The following is a 21,186-nucleotide window of genomic DNA, read 5'->3' as shown; positions in this document are numbered from 1 at the left end:
GAGCGGGCTCCGTGCTGTTCGTGGCGAGGGCGAGCGAACTCGACATACATATTTAAACCATCAGCTCAGCCCATGGTCAACCCCTCAGGCCGGCCGCCGCCCTGGGACCGGTATAAACGTCCCATCAGCCGGGCAATTAAACCCGATCTGATCATTGACTTCGCGGGAAAGGACGGGGGCGGCGGCTAGGCGGACGGGTCGCGCGCCTTCTCGCGAAGCGTCCGCGACAGCGTGAGCGCCGCCGTGTGGACGGCGGGTGCCACGGCGGCGAGCCGCATCCGGGTCGGGCGGCCCGACACCGACAGCGCGCCGAGGGCCTCCCCGTCCGGGCCGAGGACGGGGCTCGCCGCGCAGACGATGCCGCTGCCCGACTCCTCGCGGTCGTAGGCGACGCCCTCCTCGCGGATCCGGGCCAGTTCGCGGGCCAGCAGCCCCGGCGCCGGGACGCCCCGCCCGCTCGTCCTGACCGGCCCCGCCGCGAGCACCGAGCGCACGACCTCCGGCGGGGAGAACGCGAGGATCGCCTTGCCGACGCCCGTCACGTGCGCGGGCAGCCGCCCGCCGACCTGCGAGGGCAGCGGCGGCCCGCCCGGCGAGCCGAGGATCTCGACGTAGACGACCTCGGCGCCCTCCAGCACCGCCAGGTGGACGGTCTGCCGCGTCGCCTCCCGCAGGTCCGACATCAGCGGGACCGCCGCGTCCCGCAGCACCCGCTGCCGGGGCACCCGCTGGCCGATCTCGAACAGCGCCAGCCCGAGCCGCACCCGCGTGCCCTGCCGCTCCAGCAGCCCCGCCCCGACCAGGTCGAGCGCGATCCGGTGCGCCGTCGAGCGCGGCAGCCCGCTGCGCCGGGCCAACTCGGCCGCGCCGAGGCCGTCGTCGTCCGCGCGGAACGCGGACAGCACCGCGACGGCGCGGCGGAGAAAGGTGTCCTCGGACGGCATTCCCCCACTGTAAGAGACGTGTCCCACGTGACGGGACGCGTTCGTTGCCGCCCCTCCGCCGCCGGGGCCAGGCTCGGTCACGACGAGGCGCCCGCCGGGGCCGGACCGGTCCGGCCCCGGCCCGCCTCACCAAGGAGGGATCATGAGCAGGCTGACGGCGGCGATCGTCGGGCCCGGCAACATCGGCACCGACCTGCTGGTCAAGCTGCTGCGCAGCGACCTGGTCGAGGTCCACTCGATGGTCGGGGTGGACCCGGCGTCCGACGGGCTCGCGCGGGCCCGCGCGCTGGGCGTGCCCGCCTCGGCCGAGGGCGTCGACTGGCTGCTGGCGCAGGCCGCCCCGCCCGACCTGGTCTTCGAGGCCACGTCCGCGAAGGCCCACCTCGCCAACGCCCCGCGCTACGCGGCCGCCGGGATCACCGCGATCGACCTGACCCCGGCCGCGGCCGGGCCGTTCGTGTGCCCGCCGGTCAACCTGGACACGCTGGCCGACGCCGCGAACCTCAACATGATCACGTGCGGCGGGCAGGCGACGGTCCCGATCGTGCACGCGGTGTCCTCGGTGGTCCCGGTGCCCTACGCGGAGATCGTCGCCTCCATCGCGTCCCGGTCGGCGGGGCCCGGCACCCGCGCGAACATCGACGAGTTCACCCAGACCACGGCCCGCGCGATCGAGCGCGTCGGCGGCGCCGCGCGGGGCAAGGCCATCATCATCCTGAACCCCGTCTCGCCACCGATGATCATGCGGGACACGGTGTTCTGCGCCATCCCCGCCGACGCCGACACCGACGCGATCGCCGCGTCGGTGGAGAAGATGGTGGCCGAGGTCGCGGCCTACGTGCCCGGCTACACGCTGCGCGCCGAGCCGCAGTTCGACGGGCCCCGCGACATCTGGAACGGCATGGCCAGGGTCGCGGTGTTCCTGGAGGTGCGGGGCAACGGCGACCACCTGCCCGAGTGGGCGGGCAACCTCGACATCATGACGGCGGCGGCCGCCCGGGTGGGCGAGCAGCTCGCGCGCGGAAAGGCGGCGGCGTGAACGGACCGGCGGACAAGATCAGGATCACGGACTCGACGCTGCGGGACGGCAGCCACGCGATGGCGCACCGCTTCACCGAGGAGCAGGTCCGCGGCGTCGTGCACGCCCTGGACCGCGCGGGCGTGGAGGTCATCGAGGTCACCCACGGCGACGGGCTGGGCGGCTCGTCCTTCAACTACGGCTTCTCGCTGGAGGACGACATCAAGCTCGTCGCCGCCGCCGTCGACGAGGCCGCCGCCGCGAAGATCGCCGTCCTCCTGCTGCCCGGCCTCGGGACGGTCGAGGACCTGCGCAGGGCGCACGGCGCCGGGGCGTCGGTCGCCCGGATCGCCACCCACTGCACCGAGGCGGACGTGTCGCTCCAGCACTTCGCCGCCGCCCGCGACCTCGGCATGGAGACCGTCGGCTTCCTGATGCTCTCGCACCGGATCGGCCCGGACGAGCTGGCGGCGCAGGCGCGGATCATGGTGGACGGCGGCGCCCAGTGCGTCTACGTCGTGGACTCGGCCGGGGCGCTCGTCCTCGGCGAGGCGCAGGAGCGGGTCGGCGCGCTGGTGCGGGAGATCGGGCACGAGGCGCAGGTCGGCTTCCACGGCCACCAGAACCTCTCGCTCGGCGTCGCCAACTCCGTCCTCGCGCAGCAGAACGGCGCCCGGCAGATCGACGGGGCGCTGTGCGCGCTCGGCGCGGGCGCGGGCAACTCCCCCACCGAGGTGCTGGTCGCGACGTTCGAGCGGCTCGGCGTCCCGACCGGGGTGGACGTGCAGGGCGCCCTCGCCGCCGCCGACGACGTCGTCAAGCCGTTCCTGGAGCGGCTGCCGTTCGCCGACCGGGGCGCGATCACCCAGGGCTACGCGGGCGTGTACTCCAGCTTCCTGCTGCACGCCGAGCGCGCCGCCGAACGCTACGGCGTCCCGGCGCACGAGATCCTGCAGCGGGTCGGCGAGGCCGGATACGTCGGCGGCCAGGAGGACATGATCATCGACGTGGCGCTCGGGCTCGCCGCCGAGCGCGAGCGCGCGTCCTGACGGCGGCGCGGGGAGGAAGGCGGGGTCAGCGGGCGGGCGCGCCAGGTCAGCGGGCGGGCGCACCGGTCGCCGGGTCGAGGAGCAGCCGGCCGGCGCGCGGGCGGCGGAAGTCGAACAGGCCGTCCAGCGTGCCCGCCCGCGCGTCGAACGAGGCGCCGCCGACGCGTCCGAGACCCCAGTTGTCCTCGATGAACCGCAGCACGGAGGTCTGCTCGGTGGGTCGGTGGTCGACGTGGTTCACCCGCGCGTACGGGGACACGACCAGCAGCGGCAGCCGCTGGCTCGGGCCGCAGCGGTCCTGGAAACCGCCCGCGGGGGGCGGGCCGCCGACGCAATGCGGGGAGTCGACCGCCGCGTCCGCCGAGCCGTTGCGGATCGTCGGCGCGCGGTGGTCGTACCAGCCGTCGGAGTCGTCGTAGGCGAGGACGATCGCGGTGGAGCGCCACTCCGGCGACCGCTGGACGCTGTTGACGGACGCCGCGACGAACCGCTGCTCGTCCAGCGGGTCGGAGTATCCGGCGTGCCCGTCCTGGTGGGCGGGGGCCTTGAGGAAGCTGACGGCGGGCAGGTGCCCGGTCTTCAGCGCGGTGTCGAAGTCGGCCAGGTCGTACTGGTGGTTGGCGCGGTCGGTGCGCCCGATCGCGGCGGGCGAGGACGGCGGCAGGTGCTTCTCGTTCGCGGTCGACCTGTAGTACTGGAACGGCTCGTGGTGCGGGATGTAGTCGACGACCGGGTTGCCGCCGATGTTCTCGTGCGTCGCGCCGCACACCGCGTAGCCGTTCGCCTCGCCGGTCGGGCGGAACCCGCCCTGGAACCAGCCCCAGGTGATGTTCTTGGCGTTCAGCAGGTCGCCGATGTTGCGGCCGGTCATCACCGCCAGGTTGTTCTTCGCGGTGTGGTTCTTGGCGGAGCAGTCGTCGAAGGCGGGCTGCGGGTCGTTGATGACCGTGCCGACGCCGTCGGCGTCCGGGGACTGGACGACCGACGCGTCCGTCACCTTCCTGTGCGTGACCGGGTCCACCGCGTAGGCGCCGTGGGTCTGCCCGGAGGCCAGGTTGAGCGCGCCGGGCGTGGACGGCCCGAAGATGGTGTCCCAGGAGTTGTCGCTCATCGCGTAGTGCTGCGCGTAGTTCCACATCGCGGTGACGGTGTTGCCGTCGTAGTAGTCCATGACGAGGCCGGGCGCGCCGAACAGGATCGGCTGCCCGCCGCATTTCTCCCGCTCGGTGTATTCCACGAACCTGTCCATGCGCCCGCCGTTGACGGCCTTCTGCTCGGCGGCGTAGGAGTGGTCCTGGTCGCAGGTGAGCGCCTGCTCGTGGGTGAGGCGGCGCGGGTTGTAGCGGTTGGGGTTGTGCTTGAGCAGCCGCTCCGTCAGCCCGTCGGCGCGAGGGGTGCGCCTGGCCGGGGTGAACCGCGTCCCGTCGGTGTTCGCCGCCTTGGGATAGGTGCCGAAGTAATGGTCGTAGGAGATGTTCTCGCCGAAGATGACGACCACGTGCTCGATCGGCGTCCGGGTGCCCTGGAAGGCGCTGGACGGGCCGAGCGTCTCCGGCCGGTCGCCGCCGCCCGAGCCGCAGCCGGACGCGGCCGCGAGCGTTCCGGCCGCCGCGAGGGCGAGGGCCGCCCGCCGACTCCTGGTTCCCGGGCCCATCGCCGCCTCCTCGCGCTCCGCGCCCACTCTAGGTGATCAGCCCGCGACCGAGGAAGTCCGCCGCGTCCCGGACCCCGGGCAGGACGAGGAAGTAGCCGCCGCCGAACGGGCTGACGTAGTCGGTCAGCGGCTCGCCCGCCAGCCGCCGCTGGACGGCCTCGAACTGGGCCCGCAGGTCGCGCTGGTAGCTGGTGAAGATCATGCCCATGTCCAACTCGCCCGCGCCGTCCATGCCCCGGTCGTAGTTGAAGGCGCGGCGCAGGATCCGGCGCCCGGACGCCTCCGCGGTGCGCGGGTTCGCGCGCCTGATGTGGCTGGTCAGCGGGATGACCGCGCCGGCCGGGTCCTCGGCGTAGCGGGGTTCGTCGCGCTCGTGGACGCCGTCGAGCGGCGCGCCGGTGTCGCGGCGGCGGCCGAACATCCGCTCCTGCTCGGGCAGCCCGACCCGGTCCCAGAACTCCACCAGCATCCGGATCAGCCGGATCGCGGCATAGGTGCCGCCCGCCGCGGGGTCGCGTCCGCCGATCCACACGAGCCGGTCCATCTCGCGCGCGTCGGACGGGTCGGGGTTGGCGGTGCCGTCCTTGAAGCCCAGCAGGTTGCGGGGCGCGCCGTCCGGCCTCGGCGGGGCGCTGAACCCGCCGATCCGCCACCGGGGCTGCGCCGCGCCGCGCGTGTGCCGGGTGATGTCGCGCAGCGCGTGCAGGACGGTGTCCTCGTCGGGCGCCGACAGCTGGACGCTGAGGTCGCCGTGGCACCAGGCGGGGTCGAGGTCGTCGTCGGGGAACACCGGCATGCGGACGAGGCCGGGCGGCCTGCGCGCGGCCGGACCGAACCGGCCGTCGAACAGCGACGCGCCCACGCCGACCGTCACCAGCAGCCCGCCGCCCGGCACGTCCGGGCCGAGCACGCCGGAGTCGGCGGGCGGCCCGGCGATGCCCGGCTCGTCGGGCGCGCCGCCGGAGGTCAGGGCGCGGGCGCGCTCGGTCAGCGCGCGCATCAGGTCGGTCAGCTCGCGGCGGTCGCCCGCGATGACGTCGAACGCCGCGACGGCCGTCCGCCGCGCGGGCTCCTCCAGGACGCCCGCCTGGTGCTCGCCGTGGAAGCCCCGCGCGGGCCGGGCCGCGGAGCCGGCCGGCACCGGCTCGCCGAGGCCCGCCGCGCCGGTGGCACCGGCCGCCAGCGCGCCGCGCAGGAACGCGCGCCTGCCCGTCACCGGGTCCGCCTCGGCTGCGCGATGGTCGCGACGGACGCGAGCAGCTCGACGAGCCGCCCGACCGTCCCGTTCAGCCGCCCGCGCTCCTCGCGCGCCAGCGCGCCGAGCGAGGAGCGGCCCCTGAGCAGCGCGTCCAGGCGGTCCATCCAGGCGTCCACCTCGGCGAGGGCGGGGAACCTCGGCCGCAGGACGGGCCGGAGCACGCCGACCACCTCGCGGGTGCCCTCCAGGTGCGCCGCGACCGTCCGCAGGGCCGTGCCGCTGCCCTGGTCGGCGGCGCCGGTCAGCTCGACGCGCAGCGTGTCCTCCAGGATCTCGTGCGCGCGCAGCGGCAGGTCGGCGGGGTCGACGCGCTCGTCGCGGAAGGCCGCGCGCAGGGCTCGCACGTCGCGTGCCAGCCGGTCGGCGACCGGCGCGAGGCCGGCCATCGGCTCGCCGCGCCACAGCCCGCGCTCCAGCCGGTGGAACCCGGTGAACCCCGGGTCGCCCGCACCGCCGGGCAGCCCGGCCGGGAGGCCGTCCACGGCGTCCGCGAGGTCGCCGAAGGCTCCGTAGGCCGCGCCGAGGCGCGCGTAGGCGAGGTGCGCGGGCGTCCACGCGGCGCGCGCGGCGGCCCGGTCGCGGCGGTGGACGGCGTCGCGGAGCCGCTCCGTCCGGGACGCGAGGCGGCCGAGCCCGCCCGTTACGTAGGCGCGGTAGGAACGCGCCGGGCCGTACAGGTCGCTCTCCCCGACCGGGACGACCGCCGGTCCGCCGCGTCCGGGCCCGACGACCCGGACCACGGGGCCCGCGACCGGGTCCACGGCGTCCTCGACGGCGCAGCGGAACCGGTACGCGCCCGCGCCGAGCCTGACCCGCACCGGCCGGACGGTCCCCGGCGCCAGCCCCTCGACCTCCGCGTGGACGGCGCCGGTCGCGGCGTCGACCAGCGTGACCTCGGCGACGGCGGCGCCGCTGTTGCCGACCAGCAGCGTCCGCCGCCCGGCGCGCCCGGCCGTCCACCCCGCGCCGCACCGCCCGGCCGCCGCGTCGATCACCCGCCGCTGCGGCGCCGCGCCGCCGGGCACGACGTCACCGGACGCGGCGAGCAGCACCACCGCGCCCACGACGATCGACGACACCCGCATGACGCCGACACTCTAGGACGCCCGGCCCCTCCCGGCACGCGTAGCGTGTCGTCCTGGTGACGGAACACCACCCGGAAGCGAGTGGAACGGAGGCGCGGCCCGCCATGGACGACGCGATGCACGCGGGAACGACGACGATCAGCGGGCACGGGGGCGCCGAGGTCGAGGCGTACCTCGCCCGGCCGGTGGGCGGCGCCCCGCGCGGCGGCGTGGTGGTGATCCACCACCTGCCCGGCTACGACGCGGCGAGCAAGGAGATCGTCCGCACGTTCGCCGCGCACGGTCACGCGGCGATCTGCCCCAACCTGTTCTCCCGCGAGGGGGCCGGGGTCGGCCCCGACGACCAGGCCGCCGCCGCCCGCGCCAAGGGCGGCGTCCCCGACGAGCAGCTCGTCGGCGACGTGGCCGCCGCGGCGGCCCACCTGAACTCCCTCGACCACGCCAACGGGAAGGTCGGCGTCATCGGCTTCTGCTCGGGCGGGCGGCAGAGCTTCCTGGCCGCCTGCTCGCTCGACCTCGACGCCGCCGTCGACTGCTACGGCGCGTTCGTCGTCGAGGCGCCGCCCGCCGACGCCCCGCTCAAGGTCGCGCCGCTGCTCTCGCGCGCCCCCGACCTGTCGTGCCCGCTGCTCGGCCTGTTCGGCGCCGAGGACCGCTTCCCCGCCCCGGACGAGGTCGCCGCGCTGGACGCCGAGCTGACCCGGCTGGGCAAGGAGCACGAGTTCCACTCCTACCCGGGCGCCGGGCACGCGTTCTTCGCCGTGGACCGCCCGTCCTACCGTCCCGAGGCCGCCGTGGACGGCTGGAAGAAGATCCTCGCGTTCTACGGCCGCCACCTGTCCGCCTGACGCCCCCCGGAGGCTCTCATGTGCACCTACGCCACCCACAAGGTCGAGCTGGACGGCGCCGCCAAGGGCGCGTCCGGCTGGTTCACCCTCACCGACGGCGCCGTCTACGTCGACCACCCGCAGCACGCCGCGCGGGAGCACACGCTCAACATCGACTTCACCAACCCGGCGGACGGCCCGTCCGCGCGGGCGGCGGTCGAGCTGACCGAGGAGGCGGCGCTCGCGCTGGTCGAGGCGATCCAGAAGGCGCTCGCGTCCGCGCCGCCCGGACTGGCCGCGCGCGGAGGCGAACCGGCCGAGCGCGGCTGACCCGGGACGCATACGACGGTCCGCGCGTGGGGAGAGGGTGGGGAGGCGAGCAAAGGAGAACGCCATGCTGGTCCGTGAGGCGATGACGTCGCCCGTCGTGACGATCCCGCCGTCGGCGACCGTGCGGCAGGCCATCCGCGTCCTGGACGAGCACGAGATCACCGCGCTGCCCGTCGTGGACGGCGGGCGGCTGGTCGGCATCGTCAGCGAGATGGACCTGCTGCTCGGCGAGTTCGAGGCCGACCCGCGCGCGTTCGCCCGCCCCCGCACCGCCCCGTCCGGGAGCGCCGGTCCCGGGACGCCGTCGCCGCGCCACGTCGGCGACGTCATGACCCGCGAGGTGGAGACGGCGCGCCCCGGCACCGATGTCGCGGAGCTGGCCGAGCTGATGATGCGGACGCGGATCAGGTGCGTCCCCGTCCTGGACGGCCCCGCCATCGTCGGCGTCCTCAGCCGCCGCGACCTCGTCTCGGTGCTGGCGCGGGGCGACGCCCGCATCCGCGACGACGTGCTCGCCGCGATCGCCGAACTCGGCCCCGGCGCCCCCTTCGACGTCTCCGTGGACGGCGGCGCGGTGGAGCTGCGCGGCGCGGCCGGCGAGCCCGCCCGCCGCATCGCCGAGGTGCTCGCGCGCACCGTCCCGGGCGTGCGCCAGGTGTCGATCCGCCCGGTGCGCCCCTGAGGGCCTTGCGAAGTGTGGTGAGCGGCACTCCGCGGGCTTGATCTGAACCGCGCTTGAGGTTCTAGCGTTCTGGTCCATGACATCCGATGACACGACGACGCGTCGGGCCGTGGACCGGGACGCTTTCGGGCGCCAGGGATTCGGCGCCATGAGGTTGGGTCGCGGAAACGCCGGCGACGCCGATCGCGACCCGGTGGCGGTCGTCCACGCCGCCCTGGACGCCGGGATCACGATGGTGGACACGGCCGACGCCTACCGGAACGAGGACCTGGTCGGCCGGACGATCAGGGGGCGGCGGGACGAGGTGCTGCTGGCCTCCAAGTTCGGGCTGGTGTGGCGGGACCGGGTCGCGGGCGGCTTCGACGTGCGGGCCGATCCGTCCTATGTGCGGCAGGCGTGCGAGGCGAGCCTGCGACGGCTCGGCGTCGACGTCATCGACCTGTACTACCTGCACCATCGCAGCGGGGAGACGCCCATCGAGGAGACCGTCGGAGCGATGGCCGGGCTGGTCGCCCAGGGAAAGGTGCGCGCCCTCGGCCTGTCCAACGTCACGGCGGAGGACCTGCGCCGCGCGCACGCCGTCCACCCGATCGCCGCGCTACAGGAGCAGTGGTCGCTGGTCGAGCGCGACATCGAGCGGGAACTGCTGCCCGTGGCGGCCGGGCTGGGGACGGTCGTCGTGGCGCATTCCCCGACCGGCCACGGTCTCCTGCATCAGGCTCCAGCCGCAGCCGACGAACGGGGAGCAAGCGACCTGCGCGCCGCCCTGGACGAGATCGGCGGTGTCCACGGCACCGGGCCCGGGCAGGTCGCACTGGCCTGGGCGCATCACCGGCAAGAGGTACATGGCGTGCCGGTGGTCCCGCTCCCGGGGACCACCAGCGTCCGGCATCTGCGCTCCAACATCGCCGCCGCCGACCTGGGACTGGCCGAGGACGAACTGCTCCGGCTCGATTCCCTCGGGGCGGCACGCTGACCGGCCCGCCGAAGGCGCGGGCGAGTGCCATCGGCCGGGCCCCGGAACATACCCCTAGGCGCCGTCGAACGCCTTTCTGACCGCGGCGATGTCGATCTTCTGCATGCTCAGCATCGCCCGCATGGCGCGCGCGGAGCGCTCCTGGTCGGCGTCGCCGATCATCTCGACCAGCCCGTCCGGGACGACCTGCCACGACACGCCGTACTTGTCCTTCAGCCAGCCGCACTCGGACTCGGCTCCGCCGCCCTCGACGAGGCGGTCCCAGTAGTAGTCCACCTCGTCCTGGTCGGCGCAGTGGATCTGGAACGAGATGGCCTCGTCGAAGGTGAACTGCGGGCCGCCGTTCAGCCCGACGAACCGCTGCCCGTTCAGCTCGAACTCGACGGTCAGCACCTCCCCGGCGGGGCCGGGGCCGGCCGGGCCGGTGCGGACGACCTTCCCGAGCGCGGCGTCCTTGAAGATCGAGACATAGTGGTGCGCGGCCTCCTCGGCCTTGCCGTCGAACCACAGGCAGGTGGTGAATCCCTTGCCGGACATCGGTACCTCCCGGTCGTTGGAGCCTTCACCGATACCGACCGGAGTCGTTCCCGAAACTCATCGCGGCACGCGAAATCCGTTGCCGGGCGATTTTCTACACTAAATCGGTAGGAATAGTTGCTTTACGGTCGCTCCGCGTGTTCTGATACCGGCATGCGCTCCCGGCTCCTCGTTCGCAGGCGGCATGTGGACCTCCTCCGCGTGATCTCCGCGGGCTGTCCGGGCTGACCGTCCCCCGACCGTCCGCCGCCAGACCAGCCGCGAGAGAGGAACCACCCATGTCCCAGACCATCAGCGAGCCCGTCCACCGGACCGCGCGCCAGATCGGCGGCCGCATCGGCGCCGAGTTCACCGACGTCGACCCGCTCACCCTCCCCCTCGAAGAGATCGTCCTCGCGCTGCGGCGGCACAAGGCGCTGGTGTTCCGCGACGCCGGGCTCGACGACGACGGCCAACTCGCCTTCGCCGCCCGGTTCGGGGAGCTGACCAGGGCGCACCCGACGGTGCCGTCCGTGGACGGGCGGCCCGACATCCTGCCCGTCCGGGGCGAGGAGGGCATCCGCTCCAACACCTGGCACACCGACGTCACGTTCGTCCGGACGCCGCCGAAGCTGAGCACGCTGCGCGCCCTCGTCGTCCCGCCCTACGGGGGCGAGACGCTGATCGCCAACACGGCCACCGCCTACCGCGACCTGCCGCGCCCGCTCCGCGAGTTCGCCGACGGGCTGTGGGCCGTCCACACCAACGACTACGACTACGCGGTGCCGAGCACCAACGCCGAGAAGGCCGCCGAGTACCGCAGGGTGTTCGCGTCCCGCCGCTACCGGACCGCGCACCCCGTCGTGCGCGTGCACCCCGAGACCGGCGAGCGCGGCCTGTTCATCGGCGGGTTCGCGCAGAAGCTCATCGGGCTGTCCGGGACGGAGTCGCGCGACATCCTGCGGATCTTCCAGTCGTATGTGACGCGGCCGGAGAACATCGTGCGCGTCCGGTGGCGGCCGGGCGACCTCGTGCTGTTCGACAACCGGATCACCCAGCACTACGCGCCCGACGACTACGGCGACCAGCCGCGCGTCCTGCACCGCGTCACGGTCGCGGGCGACGCCCCGGCGGGCGTGACCGGCGACCGCAGCTACATCCTCGAAGGCGACGCCGCCCCGCACTACACCCCGGCCCGCGCCGCCTGAAAGGACCGGCCTCCTTTCACGTCACGGCCCAAGGCGCTCGCCTGACGGCCGTGCTCATGAAGCCCCGGCCCAAGGCACTCGCCCGACGGCTCGGGCCCTGACCGCGCCGTGGCGGGCGCGGCACCGCTTCGCGGTCTTCCCGGCGGGGCTCGCCTCCGGCGCCGCCCCACCGCTCAGCCGGCGCGCCCGCGCGGTGGCCGGGGCCATCACGGGACCCGCCCGGGGGTGTTCCGCCACCTGACGCCCCCGGGCGCCCCCGGGCGCCCCTGCCCATCCAGCGGACCCGCGCCTCGCCGTCCGCGGCTACGCCTTGCCGTCGGGTTCGGCGGCGCGGCGGGCCCGGGCCCGGCGTTTGCCCTCGTGCATGGCCTGGACGCGGGCGATCGGGATCGTGTGCCCCTCCTCGACCAGGTCGGCGGGCAGCGCCTGCGGGTCGGGCATCAGCTCGGCCCAGGGGTCGCGGTCGGCGAGCAGCCGGACGGCTTCGCGGATGGTGAAGGCGCGCGGGTCCACGTCGTCCAGCTCCTCCCACGGCACCGGGAACGAGACCGGCACGCCGGGGCGGATCCGCGGGCTGTAGGCGGCGGCCACGGTCGCGCCGCCGGCCCGGGTGGAGTCGAGGAAGACCTTGCCCGCGCGGTCCTCGCGGATGAACGCGGTCGTCGCGAGGTCGGGGTCGAGGCGCTCGGCGCGGGCGGCGAGCGCGCGGGTCGCGGCCGCCACGTCCTCGACCGGCGCGCGGCCGTCGAGCGGGACGAACACGTGCAGGCCCTTGGCGCCGCTGGTCTTCACCGCGCCGTCCATGCCCAGGTCGGTGAGCGCGCGGCGCACCAGGTGCGCGGCCCGGGCCACGGACGCGAACGCGCCGCCGGACGGCGGGTCGAGGTCCATGACGAGGTGCGTGGGGTGGCCCGGGTCGGCGGCCAGCGCGAGCGGCGGGTGGTATTCCACCGCGCGCTGGTTCGCGAACCACAGCAGCGTCCGGCGGTCGTCGCACAGCGCGTAGGACACCTCGCGCTGGGACGTCTCCGCCCAGATCGTCACAGTCCGGACGAACGGCGGTGTGTACCTGGGCACGTTCTTCTGCATGAACGGCTTCTGGCCGCGCAGCACGCGGACGACCGACAGCGGCCGACCCGCGAGCTGGCGGACGAGCCGCCCCGAGACGGCGTCCAGATAGTCGACGAGATCGCGCTTGGTCGCCTCGGCCCCCGCGAACAGCGGCTGGCCGAGGTTGGTCAGCGCGACCCCGTCCCGTTCCTCATCGGCGCTCACATTCCCAGCTTCGCACGCACCCCCGACAGCGCCTCGTCCCGGTGTCGGGCACTCTTGTAGCGTCACGGTCCACGGACGAGGGAGACGCGGGTGTACGTACCGCCCCGGCTGGTCGGGCGCGTCCGGGAGTCGGGCGAGCTGGACGCGGCGTTCCGCGCGGCGCGCGAGGGGACGCCCTCGGCGGTCCTGCTCGGCGGCGAGGCGGGCGTCGGCAAGTCCCGGCTGCTCGGCGTGTTCGCCGACCGGTGGCGGGCGCAGGGCGCGCGGTTCCTGGCCGGCGGCTGCCTGGAACTCGGCACCGAGGGCCTGCCGTTCGCGCCGTTCACCGCCGCGATGCGCCAGCTCGTCCGCGACATCGGCGTGGACGGGGTCGGCGCGCTGCTGCCCGCCGGGGCCGCCCCCGGGCTCGGGCGGCTGCTGCCCGACTTCGGGGAGGCCGACGGGGACGCCTTCACGGCCGAGGCCAGGGCCCGGCTGTTCGAGCTGGTCCTCACGCTGCTGGAGCGGCTGGCGGCCGACGGCCCGGTCGTGCTGGCCGTCGAGGACGCCCACTGGGCCGACCGGTCGACCCGCGACCTGCTGGTGTTCCTCGTCCGCAACCTGGGCGCGGGCGTCCCGCTGCTGATCGTCGCCACCTACCGGACCGACGAGGTGCACCGGTCCCATCCGCTGCGGCCGCTGCTGACCGAGCTGGACCGGGTGCCCGGCGTCCGGCGCGTCGAGGTCGCGCGGCTCGGCCGGGAGGAGGTGCGCGAGCTGGTCCGGGGCGTCCTCGGCGCGGAGCCGCCCGCCGCGAGGCTGGAGGAGGTGTTCGCGCGCAGCGAGGGCAACCCGCTGTTCGTGGAGGCGCTGCTCGGCTCCGGCGGCGACGCCGACCTGCCGGAGTCGCTGCGCGACCTGCTGCTCGGCGCCGTCCACCGGCTGCCGGAGGAGACGCAGGAGATCCTGCGGGTCGCGGCCGGGGGCGGCGCCCGGATCGAGCACGAGCTGCTCGCCGCCGTCACCGGGCTGGACGAGCAGGCCCTCACGCGGGGGCTGCGCCCGGCCGTGGCGTCCAACGCGCTCGTGGTGGACGGCGACGGGTACGCGTTCCGCCACGCGCTGATCCGCGAGGCCGTCCACGACGATCTCCTCCCCGGGGAGCGGACCCGGCTGCACGCGCGCTACGCCCGGGTGCTGGAGGAGCGTCCCGGGCTGATGCCCGCCCGGCAGCGCGCGGTGACGCTCGCCTACCACTGGTACGCGGCGCACGACGTCGTCCGGGCGCTGACCGGCGCGTGGGAGGCGGTCGGCGAGACGCGCAAGGCCCTCGCCCACGCCGAGTCGCTGCGGATGGCCTCGCGGGTGCTGGAGCTGTGGGACCGGGTGCCGGACGCGGCGCACCGCATCGGCGTCCCGCACGCGGAGGTCATGGAGCAGGCCGTGACGTTCGCCTGGCTCGCCGGGGAGTCGGAGCGGGGCGTGCGGCTGGCGAACGCCGCGCTGGCCACGCCGGGCCTGGAGGCCGAGGACCCGATGCGCGCCGCCCGCCTGTACCAGCGGCGCGGGCTGATGGGCATGAAGCTCGCCCGCGACGACGCGGTGAACGACTTCCGCACCGCCGCCCGGATCGTGCCCGCCTACCCGCCCAGCCGCACCCGGGCGCGCGTCCTCGCGACGCTCGCGCACCAGACCGCCGGGCTGCACGGCACCCGGGACGAGTCGCGCGCGGCGGCCGAGGAGGCGATGGAGGTCGCGCGGGCCGTCGGCGACGTGGAGCCCGAGATCGAGCTGGGCCTGCGGCTCGCCTGGGACCAGGTGCTGCGCGACGGCGACCTGGAGGCGTGCCTCGCCCGCATCGACCGGGTCGCCGAGCTGGCCGGGGAGGTCCAGGCGATCGACCCGCTGATGCGCTCGCTGGTCAACCGGGCCGACGTCCTGGAGATGTTCGGCCGGCACCGGGAGGCCGCCGCCGTCGCGGCGGAGGGGATCGCCAGGGCCGAGCGGTACGGGGTGGCGCGCACCACCGGGGCCTACCTGGCGATCAACACGGCCGAGCCGCTGGTCTCGCTCGGCCACTGGGACGAGGCGCTCGCGGTGATCGGCCGGGCCCTCGCGCAGGACCCGCCGAACGTGATCCGCGGCGGCCTGGTCTTCCTCGCGGGCGGGGTCGCGGTGGCCCGCGGCGACCTGGACGCGGCGGCGGCGGAGGCGGCGGCCGCGCGCGAGCTCATCGCCCTCGGCGCCGCGCGCCGCGCGCAGCACCTGTTCCCCGTGTGCCGCCTGGAGGCGCTCGTCGCGCTCGGACGCGGCCGGGCGGCGGACGCGCTGGCCGCGCTCGACCCGGTCATGACCGACGAGGACCTGCCCGACGGCCCCCGGTACGCGCTGCCCGCGCTGGTGACCGCCGCGACCGCCTGCGCCGCGCTCGGCGACACCGGCCCGCTCGCGGCGATCCGGGCGCGGGTGGCGGGGATGAGCGTCCACGGCCCGGTGCAGGAGGCCCACCGGCTCACGTTCGCCGCCGAGGCGGCGCGGGCGGAGGGCGTGCTCGACCGGGCCGCCTGGGAGGCGGCCGTCGCCGCGTGGGACGCGCTGGAGCAGCCGCATTCGACGGCGTTCGCGCTGGTCCGCACGGCGGAGGCGGCGATCGCGGACGGCGACCGGAACGCGGCGGGCGCCCGGCTGCGGCGCGCGGACCGGCTCGCGGCGGATCTGCGCGCGGCGCCGCTGCGCGACAAGGCGGCGCGGCTGGCCCGGCGGGCGCGGATCACGCTCGGCGGCGCCGAGCCGGAGCCGCCCCGACTGGGGCTCACCCCCCGCGAGGCGGAGGTGCTGCGGCTGGTCGCGGCGGGGCGCAGCAACCGGGAGATCGCGGCGGCGCTGTTCATCTCCGCCAAGACCGCGAGCGTGCACGTGTCCAACATCCTGGCCAAGCTCGGGGTGTCCGGGCGCGGCGAGGCGGCGGCGACCGCGCACCGGCTCCACCTGTTCGACGACGGCTGAGGCCACGCCGTCAGCGGGGGCGCCAGGGCGAGTCGGGGTCGGTCGGGCGGGCGTCCTCGACCACCTGGAGCGCGTACGCCGGACGCCCGTCGGGGGACGCGGCGGGCCCCAGGTAGGTGTGGCCGGTGAGGTGGCACCAGGCGGGCAGGTCGATCGGCGCGGCGGGGTCGGTGGCGATCAGGTGGACGACCGTCCCCGGGCCGAGCCCGGCGATGTGGCCGCGCAGCTCCAGCAGCAGCCGGACGCACGACTTGTCACCCCCGTCGATCAGCGCGGGGGCGTGCAGGGTCGCGCGGGCGATCTCGCCGGTGCCCGCGCCCGCCTGGGCGATCACGGGCCCGCCCGCCGCGCGGACGCCGGAGCACCCGGCCGCCGGGAGGTAGGGGCCGGTGTTCCCGGCGAAGCTCGCGACCGCCACCCACACGTCGTGCGTCGTCGCGACGCGGTGGGCCCGCTCGGCGAGGACGGACGCGTCGTCCTCGCACACGCCCGCGACGTAGGCGTCGATGCCGAGCGCGGCGGTCCCGGCGGCGTGCTCGGGGACGCCGAGGTCCTTGCAGATCGCGAGGCCGAGGCGCCACCCGTCCACGGTCAGGACGGACGGCCCGGACCCCGGCGTGAACCGCTCCGCCTCGGCGCCGCCCAGGTTCAGCTTGCGGTAGGCGATCGCCGCCTCGCCGCCGACCGCGAGCGTCGCGATCGCCTCACCGGCGGTGTCGCCGGCCACGGGCGCCCCCGCGAGCGCGAGGGAGCCGGTCTCGCGGCAGGCGTCGAGGAGGGGCGCGAGGCGCGGGTCGTCCGGGGAGAGGGCGGGAGCGTCCAGCTCGTAGCCGGTCAGCGAGAGCTCGGGAAAGACCACGACCCGGGAGCGCGCGGACCGGACCGCCGCCGCGTGGGCGCGCGCGTTGACCTCCACGTCGTAGGGCACGCAGACGGGCTGCGCCACGGCGACGGTGAGCGGTTCGCGCATGCGTTCTCCCAAGACGGCAAATCCGGATCAATCGTAGTAAACGTGGGACAGGCCAGGATGGTGGAGGGAGTCCCGAGACTTGACCATCTCTTTCAGGTTTCGTCCAACTTTGGGGCTTACAGTCGCAGTGAAGTACCCCCGGCTGCCGTCAGGTGAGGACTGGACTTTGGGGCTGGCGATGGATCTCGGTGTAGCGCGAGTGGAGAGCACGGAGACCTGCGGCGTACTGGAGTTTCCCGCCGAGGTCGATCTGAGCAACGGCGAGGCGATCCTCGCCCAGGCCCTCGACGTGCTCGACGCGGGGGCACCCGGCCTCGTGCTCGACCTGACCGAGTGCGCGTTCTGCGACTCCAACGGACTGAACGTGATCATCCGGTCGCAGGCACGGGCGAGCGAGTTGGGCGTGCCGATGTGGGTCGTGCTGCCCCAGCGGGGGATCGTCCGCCGGGTGTCGGACGTGGCGGGCCTCCAGCGCCGCGTCGCGATCGCCCCGGACGTGGCCACCGCGATGGAGGCGCTCGCCGTCCCGCAGCGCTGACCCCCTCCCGGCTCCCGGTCCCCCGGCTCTGATCCTCGGGGGGGAAATCTCCCGAACACCTGGTGTTCACGGGGGCGCCCCGTCCGTGCGCCACCCTGCTCTAACGTGAACACACCTCGCATGGGTGCTCCCGACCACCTGAGCATGGCGGAGCAGCACGACCACCTCCGCGCCAGGTTCTCCCGCCGCGGCCTCCTGCGCGGCGGCGCGGTCGCCGCGGGCGCGCTCGCGGCGGGCGGCGCGGCCGCCGGCACCGCGCGGGCGGCGGCCACGCCCCATCTGAAGCCCGCGCCCGTCCGCGTCGAGGGCGCGCTGGTCGCGCCGATCGGACGGCACCTGACGTTCGGCGAGGACCCGTCCACGCAGATGCGGGTGTCCTGGCAGGTGCCGGTCGCGGTGCGCAAGCCGTTCCTCCGCGTCGGGACGCACCCGTGGAGCCTCTCGCAGCGGATCCCCGCCGAGGTCCGCGCGCTGCACACCCCCGCCGGGGTCGGCGCCAGCCCGGACGTGACGCAGTACTACCTGCACGTCGCGCTCGACCGGCTCCGCCCGGGGACCACCTACTACTACGGCGTGGGCCACGACGGCTTCGACCCCGCCCACGCCCACCTCGCCGGGACGATCGGGACGTTCACCACCGCGCCGCGCGGCCCGCGCGCGTTCACCTTCACCGCGTTCGGCGACCAGGGCGTCAGCTACCACGCGCTCGGCAACGACAGCCTGATCCTCGCGCAGAACCCGGCGTTCCACCTGCACGCCGGTGACATCTGCTACGCCGACTCCTCGGGCGCGGGCAAGCCGACCGACACCTTCGACGCCCGCCTGTGGGACCAGTTCCTCGCCCAGACCGAGACGGTCGCCAAGCAGGTGCCGTGGATGGTGTCCTACGGGAACCACGACATGGAGGCGTGGTACTCCCCCAACGGCTACGGCGGCGAGGAGGCCCGCTTCCCGCTGCCGCGCAACGGCCCCGACCCGGAGAACCTGCCGGGCGTGTACTCCTTCGTCTACGGCGACACCGCCGTGATCTCGCTGGACGCCAACGACGTCTCCTACGAGATCCCCGCGAACCTGGACCTGTCCAAGGGGCGCCAGACCGCGTGGCTCGACGCGCGGCTCAAGGGGCTGCGGCAGCGCCGCGACATCGACTTCGTCGTCGTGTTCTTCCACCACTGCGCGTTCTCCACGACGAACCAGCACGCCTCCGAGGGCGGGGTGCGCGACGCGTGGGTGCCGCTGTTCGAGAAGTACCAGGTCGATCTCGTCATCAACGGGCACAACCACGTCTACGAGCGCACCGACGCCGTCAAGGGCGGCGCGGTCGGCCGGGAGGTCCCGATCGGCGGGACGGCCCGTCCGCAGACCGACGGCGTCGTCTACGTCACGGCGGGCGGCGCGGGCAAGAGCCTCTACAGCTTCCCCGTGCCCGACTCCTACGAGGGCCACGAGAAGCCCCTCGACTCGGTGGCGACCTACGCGTGGGACAGGTCCGGCCACAAGGTGCCGGAGACGGTCCACTGGTCGCGCGTCCGCTTCACGGGCTACTCCTTCATCCGCGTGGACGTGGACCCGGCCCGGCGCGGGCGGACGGCGACGCTGTCCGTCCGCGCGCTGGCCGAGAACGGCACCGAGATCGACCGCTTCACGATCGCCCGCCGGACGCGCGCCTGACCCGCTCTCGCCGGGTGGGGGCGGCCGCACCCGCGCGGGGACCTCTTCGCGTGATCTTCTCGTCCGGGAGACGCCCGGGGCTGCGGGCGGGGCATGGACGGGGGCGGGTGCCGGGCGCATGCGGGGGAAGCCGGAGCCGGGGTGACGCCGACCGGAGACGGGAACGTGGTCGTTCCGGGCCGAGGCGTGGGACGGCCCGGTCGCGCGCGACCGGGACGCCGAGTTGACGCCGGGGCAGAAGGACGGAGAACACGCGCGGGGCGCACGCCCTTAGGCGAGTGCCGTTCCGCCCCGGCACGCGGTGAAGGCCGAGCCCAGGCCCTCGCGGTCGATGATCTCGCGGAGGCGGGCCGGCAGCGCGGGCAGCGACAGGCAGCCGCCCTCGGCGGCGACGCGCCAGCGGATGCCGAGCAGCACCGGCAGCGGGTCGCAGCGCAGCCCGAACCTGTCGTGCATCCGCACCATGAGGTGCCGCAGGTCGCCCTCGACCAGCGTGGTCAGCGCCGCGCCGAGCCGCCGCACCGTGATCTGGTCCAGGACGCCCGACAGGTGCACGACCGTGTGGTCGCCGTCGCCGGCCCCGGTCGTGGTGATCGTCAGTTCGGACGCGGGCGCCGGCGCGGGCGGCAGGTCGCCGTCACCGGGATGCATCGCCCGGATCGCGTCGAGCACGTGCGCGGTGTCCACGGCGGCCGGGGAGCCGTCGGGGGGCGGCGCGGCCGTCGCCGCCGCCACGTCCGGATACACCGGGACGATCCGGTCGAGGCCGGTGAGCCGCAGCGCCCGCCGCACCGGCCCGTCGACCGCGGGCACGACGGCGCGCAGCGGGCAGCCGAGCAGTTGGGCGCGGGTCTCGGTGCGGGCCAGCAGGACGAGGCCCGACGCGTCCAGCAGGACCGACTCCCCGAAGTCGACGACGACGCCCGCGCGGCGCCGTCCCGTCCCGGCCGTGCTCGCCGCCGGGGCCAGCGCCCGGCACACGCCCTCCCTGATGCCCGCGTAGTTCTGCCAGCTCACCTGCGCGGGGAGGCGCAGCACGGTGAAGCCCCGCCGGGTCCCGATCTCCAGGCCCGGCACGGAGGTGTCTCGCATGGTCACATCCCGATCGGAGTTCTCACGGCCGCGCGGGCCAGGGTGGACGAAGCGGTTCCGCCGCCGTCCGGACAGGGCGGAGGATCGGGATAGGGCGGGCGGGCGCCTCGCACGACGCCCGTCAGCCGGGACTCCGCGAGGCGCTCGATCGCCTGCTCCTCAAGCCGCACTCCGAGATGCGCGCAGCAGCACCACAGGTCGTCCACGCAGCGGCGCACGCTCTCGGCCGGGACGTCCGCGAAACGAACGCGCAGCCGCGCCACGAGGCCCTCGCGCGCCGGCACGACCGATGGCGACTTCTCCCAGCGCTCCACTGCCCCTCCGATCGCCGCGGACGAAGATCCGTTCCGTCCGGTGGTCATTGGCCGCCCGCCGGCCCGCATCGGGCGGCGGGTCGTGAGCATGGAGGCGATCTACCCGGGCGCCAGGGCGGAAAAAGCGACGAATCTAAAAACACGGACATGACACAGCCGCCGCGCGGCAAGCAGCGTCACGACGCAACGCCCCTGACACGAGCGGAAATGGCCGTGATTTTGCATCGCCTTTCTCCGGTGACACCAAGGCTCGGCCATGCGATGACCGTTTCCTGGTGAACCTCGCGCCGAAGCGATGGTGGCGTGGATCCCGGCACCACGCCTGCCGCCTGGTGTCCCCCGGATGGGCCTGGGCAGAAGGGAGGCGCCGAGAATCTCGGAGCGTACTGAGAATTTACGAACGGTTGGACGTCGCGCACGTCCCGGACCGCGGCACCGGGGAATTGCTGATCTAGATGTCTCCAATACTCCGGGGTGCCCCATGCCTGTCCAGAAGAACACCGGCGGCGACGCGAACGCGGGCGCGGATGTCGCCGATCCGCTTCTTCTGGAGACCGTGGAGGCCCTGGAGCCCGCCCCTTCGCCCGCCGCCGGGCCACCGCCGGAGCCGCCCGAGCCTTTGGCGCAGCCGGTCGCCGATCCCTTCCGCACCGAGACGCCACGGCAGCCGCATTGGTTCAAGACGGCGGTGTTCTATGAGGTGTCGGTCCGGGGCTACGCCGATTCCAACGGCGACGGCTACGGCGACCTGCGCGGCCTGATCAACAAACTCGACCACCTGCAATGGCTGGGCA

19 protein-coding genes and 1 pseudogene are annotated in these 21,186 nt (G+C 74.8%); 11 read left to right on the top strand and 9 right to left on the bottom strand.

Going from position 1 to position 21,186, the window contains the following annotated elements; translation table 11 throughout:
* Positions 1-185: 185 nt before the first annotated feature.
* On the bottom strand, positions 186-944 hold the full coding sequence (locus tag GNZ18_RS39635) for an IclR family transcriptional regulator (RefSeq protein ID WP_156222564.1): 759 nt from the start codon (positions 942-944) through the stop codon (positions 186-188).
* Between the two features lie 142 nt (positions 945-1,086).
* On the opposite strand from GNZ18_RS39635, the gene GNZ18_RS39630 reads away from it, so the two are divergent.
* Together GNZ18_RS39630 and dmpG are read left to right on the top strand one after the other, a co-directional pair.
* Positions 1,087-1,983 carry an acetaldehyde dehydrogenase (acetylating) gene (locus GNZ18_RS39630; RefSeq protein WP_156222562.1) on the top strand — a complete coding sequence of 299 codons (897 nt, stop codon included), beginning with the start codon at positions 1,087-1,089 and terminating at the stop codon, positions 1,981-1,983.
* Positions 1,980-3,011, top strand: a complete 1,032-nt coding sequence (gene dmpG, locus GNZ18_RS39625) for a 4-hydroxy-2-oxovalerate aldolase (protein WP_214620039.1) — start codon at positions 1,980-1,982, stop codon at positions 3,009-3,011. Before GNZ18_RS39630 ends, dmpG begins: the two co-directional genes overlap by 4 nt.
* A gap of 46 nt (positions 3,012-3,057) precedes the next feature.
* Here the strand turns inward: dmpG and GNZ18_RS39620 are convergent, their stop codons facing one another.
* From GNZ18_RS39620 to GNZ18_RS39610, 3 genes are read right to left on the bottom strand one after another with little or no spacing between them, the layout of a single operon-like run.
* A complete protein-coding gene (locus GNZ18_RS39620) occupies positions 3,058-4,665 on the bottom strand; it encodes a phospholipase C (protein ID WP_156222560.1) in 1,608 nt (535 codons plus the stop codon).
* Positions 4,666-4,693: 28 nt separating this feature from the next.
* Entirely contained in the window at positions 4,694-5,881 is a 1,188-nt protein-coding gene (locus tag GNZ18_RS39615) for a Dyp-type peroxidase (RefSeq protein ID WP_216651588.1), read from the bottom strand.
* Positions 5,878-7,008 (bottom strand): EfeM/EfeO family lipoprotein, encoded by a 1,131-nt coding sequence (locus GNZ18_RS39610; protein WP_156222558.1) that lies wholly within the window; start codon positions 7,006-7,008, stop codon positions 5,878-5,880. The genes GNZ18_RS39615 and GNZ18_RS39610 overlap by 4 nt, the downstream gene beginning before the upstream one ends.
* A 104-nt stretch (positions 7,009-7,112) precedes the next feature.
* On the opposite strand from GNZ18_RS39610, the gene GNZ18_RS39605 reads away from it, so the two are divergent.
* The 4 genes from GNZ18_RS39605 (at position 7,113) to GNZ18_RS39590 (ending at position 9,823) form a co-directional block, all read left to right on the top strand.
* Entirely contained in the window at positions 7,113-7,856 is a 744-nt protein-coding gene (locus GNZ18_RS39605) for a dienelactone hydrolase family protein (protein ID WP_156222556.1), read from the top strand.
* Between the two features lie 18 nt (positions 7,857-7,874).
* Positions 7,875-8,165: a DUF6295 family protein gene (locus GNZ18_RS39600; RefSeq protein ID WP_156222554.1), complete on the top strand. Its 291-nt coding sequence runs from the start codon at positions 7,875-7,877 to the stop codon at positions 8,163-8,165.
* A gap of 64 nt (positions 8,166-8,229) precedes the next feature.
* Positions 8,230-8,847 (top strand): CBS domain-containing protein, encoded by a 618-nt coding sequence (locus GNZ18_RS39595; RefSeq protein WP_156222552.1) that lies wholly within the window; start codon positions 8,230-8,232, stop codon positions 8,845-8,847.
* Between the two features lie 148 nt (positions 8,848-8,995).
* A complete protein-coding gene (locus GNZ18_RS39590) occupies positions 8,996-9,823 on the top strand; it encodes an aldo/keto reductase (RefSeq protein ID WP_156222550.1) in 828 nt (275 codons plus the stop codon).
* 54 nt (positions 9,824-9,877) lie between these two features.
* Here the strand turns inward: GNZ18_RS39590 and GNZ18_RS39585 are convergent, their stop codons facing one another.
* Positions 9,878-10,360, bottom strand: coding sequence for a VOC family protein (locus tag GNZ18_RS39585; RefSeq protein ID WP_156222548.1), 483 nt, complete (start codon positions 10,358-10,360; stop codon positions 9,878-9,880).
* Positions 10,361-10,638: 278 nt separating this feature from the next.
* Between GNZ18_RS39585 and GNZ18_RS39580 the strand changes: the two genes are divergently transcribed.
* Positions 10,639-11,547 (top strand): TauD/TfdA dioxygenase family protein, encoded by a 909-nt coding sequence (locus GNZ18_RS39580; protein ID WP_156222546.1) that lies wholly within the window; start codon positions 10,639-10,641, stop codon positions 11,545-11,547.
* Between the two features lie 303 nt (positions 11,548-11,850).
* On the opposite strand, the gene GNZ18_RS39575 is transcribed toward GNZ18_RS39580, so the two are convergent.
* On the bottom strand, positions 11,851-12,822 hold the full coding sequence (locus GNZ18_RS39575; protein WP_308166354.1) for a DNA polymerase domain-containing protein: 972 nt from the start codon (positions 12,820-12,822) through the stop codon (positions 11,851-11,853).
* Positions 12,823-12,912: 90 nt separating this feature from the next.
* On the opposite strand from GNZ18_RS39575, the gene GNZ18_RS43480 reads away from it, so the two are divergent.
* Positions 12,913-15,807 carry a helix-turn-helix transcriptional regulator gene (locus GNZ18_RS43480; protein ID WP_312875013.1) on the top strand — a complete coding sequence of 965 codons (2,895 nt, stop codon included), beginning with the start codon at positions 12,913-12,915 and terminating at the stop codon, positions 15,805-15,807.
* A gap of 10 nt (positions 15,808-15,817) precedes the next feature.
* Here GNZ18_RS43480 and GNZ18_RS39565 read toward each other — a convergent pair whose 3' ends face one another.
* Entirely contained in the window at positions 15,818-16,777 is a 960-nt protein-coding gene (locus GNZ18_RS39565; protein WP_246251309.1) for a nitrilase-related carbon-nitrogen hydrolase, read from the bottom strand.
* Between the two features lie 199 nt (positions 16,778-16,976).
* On the opposite strand from GNZ18_RS39565, the gene GNZ18_RS39560 reads away from it, so the two are divergent.
* Both GNZ18_RS39560 and GNZ18_RS39555 read left to right on the top strand, forming a co-directional pair.
* A complete protein-coding gene (locus tag GNZ18_RS39560; RefSeq protein ID WP_173391026.1) occupies positions 16,977-17,315 on the top strand; it encodes an STAS domain-containing protein in 339 nt (112 codons plus the stop codon).
* Positions 17,316-17,435: 120 nt separating this feature from the next.
* Positions 17,436-18,986 carry a purple acid phosphatase family protein gene (locus GNZ18_RS39555; RefSeq protein ID WP_156222542.1) on the top strand — a complete coding sequence of 517 codons (1,551 nt, stop codon included), beginning with the start codon at positions 17,436-17,438 and terminating at the stop codon, positions 18,984-18,986.
* Between the two features lie 270 nt (positions 18,987-19,256).
* On the opposite strand, the gene GNZ18_RS39550 is transcribed toward GNZ18_RS39555, so the two are convergent.
* Entirely contained in the window at positions 19,257-20,078 is an 822-nt protein-coding gene (locus GNZ18_RS39550; RefSeq protein ID WP_156222540.1) for an STAS domain-containing protein, read from the bottom strand.
* 2 nt (positions 20,079-20,080) lie between these two features.
* Positions 20,081-20,392, bottom strand: a complete 312-nt coding sequence (locus tag GNZ18_RS39545) for a hypothetical protein (RefSeq protein ID WP_156222538.1) — start codon at positions 20,390-20,392, stop codon at positions 20,081-20,083.
* Positions 20,393-20,873: 481 nt separating this feature from the next.
* Between GNZ18_RS39545 and GNZ18_RS42910 the strand changes: the two are divergent.
* Positions 20,874-21,186, top strand: a pseudogene (locus GNZ18_RS42910) (hypothetical protein); the annotation flags it as partial.

This window comes from Actinomadura litoris (assembly GCF_009733595.1).
GTDB classification, from domain to species: domain Bacteria; phylum Actinomycetota; class Actinomycetes; order Streptosporangiales; family Streptosporangiaceae; genus Spirillospora; species Spirillospora litoris.
This window is presented reverse-complemented; position numbering and strand designations above follow the sequence as displayed.

What these genes read in the sequence shown, in the direction of transcription:
- GNZ18_RS39635 (WP_156222564.1), bottom strand. Translation starts at nt 944, where the DNA reads ATGCCGTCCGAGGACACCTTTCTCCGCCGCGCCGTCGCGGTGCTGTCC.
- GNZ18_RS39595 (WP_156222552.1), top strand. Translation starts at nt 8,230, where the DNA reads ATGCTGGTCCGTGAGGCGATGACGTCGCCCGTCGTGACGATCCCGCCG.
- GNZ18_RS39600 (WP_156222554.1), top strand. Translation starts at nt 7,875, where the DNA reads ATGTGCACCTACGCCACCCACAAGGTCGAGCTGGACGGCGCCGCCAAG.
- GNZ18_RS39585 (WP_156222548.1), bottom strand. Translation starts at nt 10,360, where the DNA reads ATGTCCGGCAAGGGATTCACCACCTGCCTGTGGTTCGACGGCAAGGCC.
- GNZ18_RS39550 (WP_156222540.1), bottom strand. Translation starts at nt 20,078, where the DNA reads ATGCGAGACACCTCCGTGCCGGGCCTGGAGATCGGGACCCGGCGGGGC.
- GNZ18_RS39605 (WP_156222556.1), top strand. Translation starts at nt 7,113, where the DNA reads ATGGACGACGCGATGCACGCGGGAACGACGACGATCAGCGGGCACGGG.
- GNZ18_RS39610 (WP_156222558.1), bottom strand. Translation starts at nt 7,008, where the DNA reads ATGCGGGTGTCGTCGATCGTCGTGGGCGCGGTGGTGCTGCTCGCCGCG.
- GNZ18_RS39565 (WP_246251309.1), bottom strand. Translation starts at nt 16,777, where the DNA reads ATGCGCGAACCGCTCACCGTCGCCGTGGCGCAGCCCGTCTGCGTGCCC.
- GNZ18_RS39630 (WP_156222562.1), top strand. Translation starts at nt 1,087, where the DNA reads ATGAGCAGGCTGACGGCGGCGATCGTCGGGCCCGGCAACATCGGCACC.
- GNZ18_RS39555 (WP_156222542.1), top strand. Translation starts at nt 17,436, where the DNA reads ATGGGTGCTCCCGACCACCTGAGCATGGCGGAGCAGCACGACCACCTC.
- GNZ18_RS39620 (WP_156222560.1), bottom strand. Translation starts at nt 4,665, where the DNA reads ATGGGCCCGGGAACCAGGAGTCGGCGGGCGGCCCTCGCCCTCGCGGCG.
- GNZ18_RS39580 (WP_156222546.1), top strand. Translation starts at nt 10,639, where the DNA reads ATGTCCCAGACCATCAGCGAGCCCGTCCACCGGACCGCGCGCCAGATC.
- GNZ18_RS39590 (WP_156222550.1), top strand. Translation starts at nt 8,996, where the DNA reads ATGAGGTTGGGTCGCGGAAACGCCGGCGACGCCGATCGCGACCCGGTG.